The 6,302-nt window shown below is 64.0% G+C and carries 5 protein-coding genes and 2 pseudogenes; 1 reads left to right on the forward strand and 6 read right to left on the reverse strand.

What is annotated here, in order from left to right; translation table 11 throughout:
• Positions 1-735, forward strand: a 735-nt coding sequence (locus EN969_RS12695) for a sodium:proton antiporter (RefSeq protein WP_206520982.1), incomplete at its 5' end; no start/stop codon positions are given.
• Here the strand turns inward: EN969_RS12695 and EN969_RS12700 are convergent.
• The 6 genes and pseudogenes from EN969_RS12700 to EN969_RS12725 all read right to left on the reverse strand — a co-directional run.
• On the reverse strand, positions 736-1,470 hold the full coding sequence (locus EN969_RS12700) for an ABC transporter ATP-binding protein (protein WP_063169739.1): 735 nt from the start codon (positions 1,468-1,470) through the stop codon (positions 736-738). It lies immediately after the preceding gene.
• Positions 1,467-2,195 (reverse strand): ABC transporter ATP-binding protein, encoded by a 729-nt coding sequence (locus EN969_RS12705; RefSeq protein WP_063169740.1) that lies wholly within the window; start codon positions 2,193-2,195, stop codon positions 1,467-1,469. Before EN969_RS12705 ends, EN969_RS12700 begins: the two co-directional genes overlap by 4 nt.
• Positions 2,192-3,154, reverse strand: a complete 963-nt coding sequence (locus EN969_RS12710) for a branched-chain amino acid ABC transporter permease (protein WP_063169741.1) — start codon at positions 3,152-3,154, stop codon at positions 2,192-2,194. Before EN969_RS12710 ends, EN969_RS12705 begins: the two co-directional genes overlap by 4 nt.
• Positions 3,151-4,013, reverse strand: a pseudogene (locus EN969_RS12715) (branched-chain amino acid ABC transporter permease). Before EN969_RS12715 ends, EN969_RS12710 begins: the two are co-directional and overlap by 4 nt.
• A 178-nt stretch (positions 4,014-4,191) precedes the next feature.
• Positions 4,192-5,496 carry an ABC transporter substrate-binding protein gene (locus EN969_RS12720; RefSeq protein ID WP_013528442.1) on the reverse strand — a complete coding sequence of 435 codons (1,305 nt, stop codon included), beginning with the start codon at positions 5,494-5,496 and terminating at the stop codon, positions 4,192-4,194.
• 128 nt (positions 5,497-5,624) lie between these two features.
• Positions 5,625-6,302, reverse strand: a pseudogene (locus EN969_RS12725) (hypothetical protein); the annotation flags it as partial.

Consider the following 6,302-nt stretch of genomic DNA (forward strand, 5'->3'; position numbering starts at 1 on the left):
ATCCTGCACCGGCGCGAGGCTGGCGCGCCGAAGATCAAGGACCCGACACCGGATACCAAGGTGCGCCTGCGCGGCCTGGCCAACCTTCCGCTGCTGGCGGGGGTGATCGGCGCCATCCTGCTATCGGCGGCTTGGAAGCCGGGCGTCAGCTTCTCCGTGTTCGGCGTCAGCCTGGAACTGCAGAACCTGGTGCGCGACGCCATGATCCTGGCGCTCGCCCTCGTTTCACTTGTCATTTCGCGCAAGGAATACCGCGAGGCCAATGGCTTCAACTGGGGTCCGATAGCAGAGGTGGCCAAATTGTTTGCCGGCATCTTCATCTGCATCGTGCCGGTCATCGCCATCCTCAGGGCAGGCCATGAGGGTGCGCTGGCGCCGCTGGTGTCGCTTGTGAGTTCTTCCTCCGGCCAGCCCAACGATCTCGCCTATTTCTGGCTGACCGGGGCGCTGTCATCCTTCCTCGACAATGCGCCGACTTATCTGGTGTTCTTCGAGCTTGCCGGCGGTGACCCCCGGCACCTGATGACGGAGTTCGCTTCGACGCTTGCCGCGATCTCGGCCGGCGCGGTGTTCATGGGCGCCAACACCTATATCGGCAATGCGCCGAATTTCATGGTCTACGCCATCGCCCGACATCGCGGCGTGAAGATGCCGGGCTTTTTTGGCTATATGGCATGGTCGGGCCTGGTGCTGATCCCGACATTTTTGGTAGCGGGTTTTCTGTTCTTCGGCTGATCAACCCACGCCGACATAACGGCGCACCGCCGACGGGTCGGCGCGCAATTCCTCGACATCGACCGTCTCGCGGTTGCGGCCGTTTTCGACGAAAGCAACGCGGTCGGCGACAGAAAGCACTGCATCGACCCGTTGTTCGACCAGGATGGTCGACACGCCCATGTCACGCAGCGTCGACACCGTCTCGCGGATCTTGGCGATCATCGACGGCATCAGTCCTTCGGTCGGCTCGTCGAGCAATAGCACCTGCGGTTCGAGGCAGAGTGCACGCGCCATCGCCAGCATCTGCTGTTCGCCGCCGGACAGTGTGCCGGAACGCTGCCGCAGCCGCTGGCGCAGCAATGGAAAGAGGTCGAGCACGTTTTCACGCGTCGCCTTGCCTTTGCCGCGCGCCATCAGGCCGATCTCGATGTTTTCCGCCACCGTCATTTCGGCGAACAGTCGCCTTCCCTGCGGCACATAGGCGACGCCGGCCTTCGGCACCTCATGCGCCGGCAGGCCGGTCAACTCCTTGCCATCGAGCCTGATCGAGCCGGCGCTCGAGGGGACCAGCCCCATGATGGCCTTGAGTGTCGTCGTCTTGCCGGCGCCATTGCGGCCGAACAGGCACAGCACCTCGCCTTTGTTCAGCACCAGGTCGAGGCCATAGAGCACCTGGACCTCGCCATAGAAGCAGTCGAGCCGCGAAATGGTGAGTGCTTGAGGCGTGGCCTCGGCCTGGTTTGCCTCGGTCATGGGGCAGTCCCCAGATAGGCTTCCTGCACCGCCGCGTTTTCGCGGATCGCTTCGGGCGTGCCTTCGGCGAGGATCTTGCCGGCATTGAAGACAGTGATGCGGTCGGCCAGCTGCATGACGACAGGCATGTTGTGCTCGATCAGAAGCACGGTGGCGTTCTTGGCGATCTCGCGCACCAGGGTGATGAAATTGTCGATCTCGCTGTCGGCCAGCCCTTGCGTCGGCTCGTCGAGGATCAAAAGGCGCGGCTTCAGCGCCAGCCCCATCGCCACTTCCAGCAGGCGCTGATGGCCGTAGGACAACTGCCCGGCCGGCATGTGGGCGCGATCGGCCAGGCCGGTGCGTTCGAGTGCGGTCATGACAGCGGCCTGTATCGCGCTCCTGGAATGGCTGCCATGCCGCAGCGTCAGTTGCGCGGGCAGCGCGACGTTGGCGTAGACGGACAGGTTGGCATAGACGCTGGTGAGCTGGAAGGTGTAGGCGATCCCCCTGCGGACCCTGACATAGGCAGGCAGATTGGTGATGTCGGCGCCGTCGAAGACGATCATGCCGGCAGACGGCTGGATGCGGCCGCTGACCAGGCTGACGAAGGTGGTCTTCCCCGCTCCATTGGGGCCGATCACGGCGCGGATTTCGCCCGGCATCAAGGAGAAATCCACACGGTCGACGGCACGCAGGCCGCCGAAGTCGCGAGAAAGGCCCTTGGTGGTCAAAAGCGGCATCATGGCAGCCACCCGAGCCAGCGCTGCCTAATGCTGCCCAGAATGCCTTTGGGGAAGAACAGCACAAGCAGGATCAGCGCGATGCCGACGATCAGCAGATAGGCGGAGGTGTAGCCGCTGGTGATATCGATGACATAGTACATGAACAGCGTGCCGATCAGCGGCCCGAGCGTTGTTGCAGCACCGCCCAGCAGCACCCACAGCAGCGGCAGGATCGAATACTGCACCGACGCGAAGCTCGATCCGACATAGCCGAACAGCAGCGCATAGGCGGCACCCGAGCCGGCGCAGATGATGCCGGAGATGACGACGGCGGCGAGCTTGTTGGAGAAAGTGTCGTATCCCAGCATCTTCGTCCGCTCCTCATTCTCGCGGATGGCGACCAGCACGCGGCCATACCGGGAGCGGACGATGGCCAATGTGACGAGAAGCACGATCGAAAACAGCGCCAGCGCCGTCATGTAGCGAACGGTCGGATTGGTGAGCTCGAGCGATGTCGCGCCGAAGGTGAGCACACGGGCCGGCTGCGGCACGACCATGCCCTGGTCGCCGCCGGTCCACGTCGCGAAGTAGAGGATGAGGAGGTAGAACACTTGCGCGAACATCATGGTGACGATCATGAAGGCGACGCCGGTGGTGCGCAGCGCCAGCAGGCCGATCACGAGTGACACAACAACACCACAGGCAAGCCCCGCGGCGAACGCCGCTGGTACGCTCCAGCCGAGCTGGATGACGGCAAGGCCGGCGCCATAGAGCCCGGCGGCAAAGAACATGGCATGGCCGAGGCTGAGCAGGCCGACATAGCCGAACAGCATGTTGTAGCCCATGGCGAACACTGCCAGCACCATGATGCGGGCGAGCAGGCCGTGATAGTATTCCGGCAGAAGGAAGCTCAGCACGAAAAGCAGCCCGACGACGCCGAGATGCATGGCATAGGCTTTTACCGGCGAAGCTTCGCTCATCGCGACCTCGTCCCGAACAAGCCTTGCGGACGGAACACCAGCACCATGGCGACCAGCAGCGTGGCGATGATCTTGGCCAGCGTCGGCGAGAAGAACATCGAGATGATGCCGTCGGAGAGACCGATCAGCACGGCGGCGACGACCGTGCCGCGCAGCGAGCCGAGGCCGCCGATGATGACGACGATGAAGGAGAGCAGCAGCGGGTCCTGCCCCATCAGGTAATGCGCCTGGCTGATCGGCACGATCAGCACTGCGGCAATGGCCGCCAGCATGGCGCCAAGCGCGAAGACGCCGCCATAGACGCGGCCGACGGGGATGCCGAAGGCCTGCGCCGTCTCGCTGTCATACTGCGTGGCGCGCATGACGAGGCCGACCTTGGTGCGCGTCAGCACCAGCCATGTCGCGGTGAGCAGCAGCGCGGAAGTGGCGATGACAGACAGTTTGTAGCCGGAGTAGCCGAACCACGGCAGAAGGATGCGGTAGCTGAACGGCGGCTCCACCGGCCGCGCCTCCGGACCGTAGAAGGTCAGCGCCAGCTGCTGGATGATGTAGAGCATGCCGATGGTGGCGACGATGGTGGCTTCCGGATTGTAGTTGAGCCGGCGCAGCACCAGCCGTTCGGCGACCAGCGCAATGGCGCCGACGATCAGCGGAGCAATCACAAGTGCGGCCAGGAAGCCGAGCGCCGGATGGCCGCCAATGGCTGTGGTGATCGCCCAGGCGAGCACGGCGCCCAGCATGAAGAACTCACCGTGCGCGACATTGACCACCAGGACAGGCCGAGCGCGGTCAGCGCCAGCACGGCTGAGGTGACGAGGCCTTCGAGGGCGGCGAGGAGGAGGTGGGGACCGAAGTGCATGCTACACGCCCAGCGATAGCGCAATCGCGCCCCTTGCGGGGGGTGAGGAGTGGTCCGCGCAGCGGACGGAAAGCCAATTGCTTGGCTTTCCGAACGACGAACGCCCGGAGCGACAGCGAAGGGCCGGGTCCGGCAGGCCAGAGGGGGGGGCCTTGGCGCTCACGCTGCTGCGCTAAGCTCACAGCGCCTGCGTCGTATAATCCCCTTCGGCCTCGTAAAGTCCGTCCTCGATCTTGGTCTTGTGCACGACCTTGAGCTTGCCGCCTTCGATCTTGGAGATGTTCTGGATGCCAAAGCACTGGTGGATCTTGCCGTTGAAGGTCTTCGGTCCCTGCGGATGTTCCGGACCTTCGGCGAATTCGGTCAGCGCCTCGGTCGCCTCGACCAGCTTGGCGCGGTCTTCCGGTCCCTTGTAGCCGGCGTCCTCCATCGCCTTCTTGACGACGTAGAGCGTTTCCCAGCAGCCGAACATGTGGGCTGCGGTGGAGACGTCCTTGGGGTCGCCGACGGCGGCGCCATTGTCGTCGATGCCGACAGCAGCGCGATAGGCCTTCTGCGCCTCGGAATCATCGGCCTGCGCATAGCGCGGCGAGCCTTCCCAGAAATGGCTGCCATCGAGGAATTCGAGGCCGGGGCTGTTGATGTCGGTGGCTTCGAGCGAATCGATGAAGCCGAACAATTGCGGCCGGTTGGAGCCGTAGAACTCACCAAGCTCCTTGACGAAGGTGAGCACGGCCGGGCCGACCATGACGTGGTAGATCACCTCGGTCTCGGCCGGGATCTGCGGAAAATACTTGGTGAAGGACGATTCTGTCGGCGGGATGGCGATCTGCGCGATGACCTCGCCGCCTTGCGCCTTCAGCGCCGGCGGCAGGTAGTCGCGGTGGTCGTAGCCGAAGGCGAAATCCGGGAAGATCTGCGTCACCTTCTTGCCTGCATTGGCCGCGATCCACGGCGCCATCGACTGGATCTGGCTCTTCACGTCGGTGATGCCGGGCTGGAAGACATAGCGGTTCAGCTTGGTCGAGGCGACGTGATGGCCTTCGCTGACGACGAAATAGGGCATCTTGTTTTCGCCGGCGGCGGGCGCCGAGCCGATGACGACATGCGAGAACAGCGTGCCGAAGACGATGTCGGTCTTGTGCTGGGTGGCGAACTTGCCGACCACCTCGGCGCCACGGCCGGGATCGGTGCCGTCATCCTCGATGATCACCTCGACCTGGCGGCCATTGATGCCGCCGGCGGCATTGATCGCCTTGACCGCGGCAGCCGTCGTCTTTTCGTACCAGCGGCCATAGGCAGCGCCGATGCCGGTGCGGTGCGACTGGAAGCCGATCTTGATCGGCGCCGAACTCTGCGCCTGGGAATAGCGGACGAAGCCAGGGGCAAGGCCGAGGCCGGCGCCTGCGGCCAGACCTTTCAGTGCGGTGCGGCGGGTGAGCGTGGATCTGGAGAGATCGAAAAACCCATTCTTGTCAGTCACGGCAGTTCCCCTGTTTTTGAGTTTTGACTGGCTGCAACGAGGCAAAAAATCGCATGTGTACAAACTAAATCACCAAAGCCCCGACGTGGCAAGCGGGCTTTCCCCGAAGGCATGCTGGTCGCCTTTTCTCATCCGACAGTCGGCGTGGCAAGCAACCAGAGGCCGAAGACGGTGTAGGCGACCATCAGCAAGGTAAGCGGGAACTGGCTGAGGGCCGCGCGGGAGGGCTGTGGGTGCAGGCGCCAGGCGAAGCCGTGAGCGACGAGGACGGCGAGCACATGCCCCAGGATGATGGCGCCGGCCTGGATATTCCACAGCCACCACGCAGAGTCCGCCCCCGCAACGATGCCGGCCTCGATCTGCATATCGGCGGTGCCGAACAGGTTCCAGCCCATCGCGAACGGATCGGAAAGTGCCGCAAGCGCATATTGGCCGTCGACGAGCAGCGCCGTCAGATAATGCGCAATGTGATAGGCAAGCGCGATCGGCACGATCGACCACACCAGCTGACCGGCCGCCTGGTTAAGAATGTGGTCGCTGCCGGCAAGACGTTGGCCGAGCCAGGCGGCAAGCAGGAACACCGCCGCCAGCAGCGCGAATGTCAGGATCAGCCCGAAAGTGCCGCTGCCGATCAGCGCCGTGCGGCCGGGAAATTCGAGCGGGTTGATGCCGAACAGGCCGAGCCAGAAGAAGGTTTTCGACAGGCCGTCGAAGGACACCGACGACAGGGCGAGCAGCAGGAAAGCCATGCCGCTGGCCGGCAAGGGCTCCGCGGCCAGCAGCTTGGCGCCCGGCCAGCACAGGGC

The organism is Mesorhizobium sp. M7A.F.Ca.CA.003.01.2.1, from assembly GCF_003998945.1.
In the GTDB taxonomy this organism is placed as follows: Bacteria; Pseudomonadota; Alphaproteobacteria; order Rhizobiales; family Rhizobiaceae; genus Mesorhizobium; species Mesorhizobium ciceri.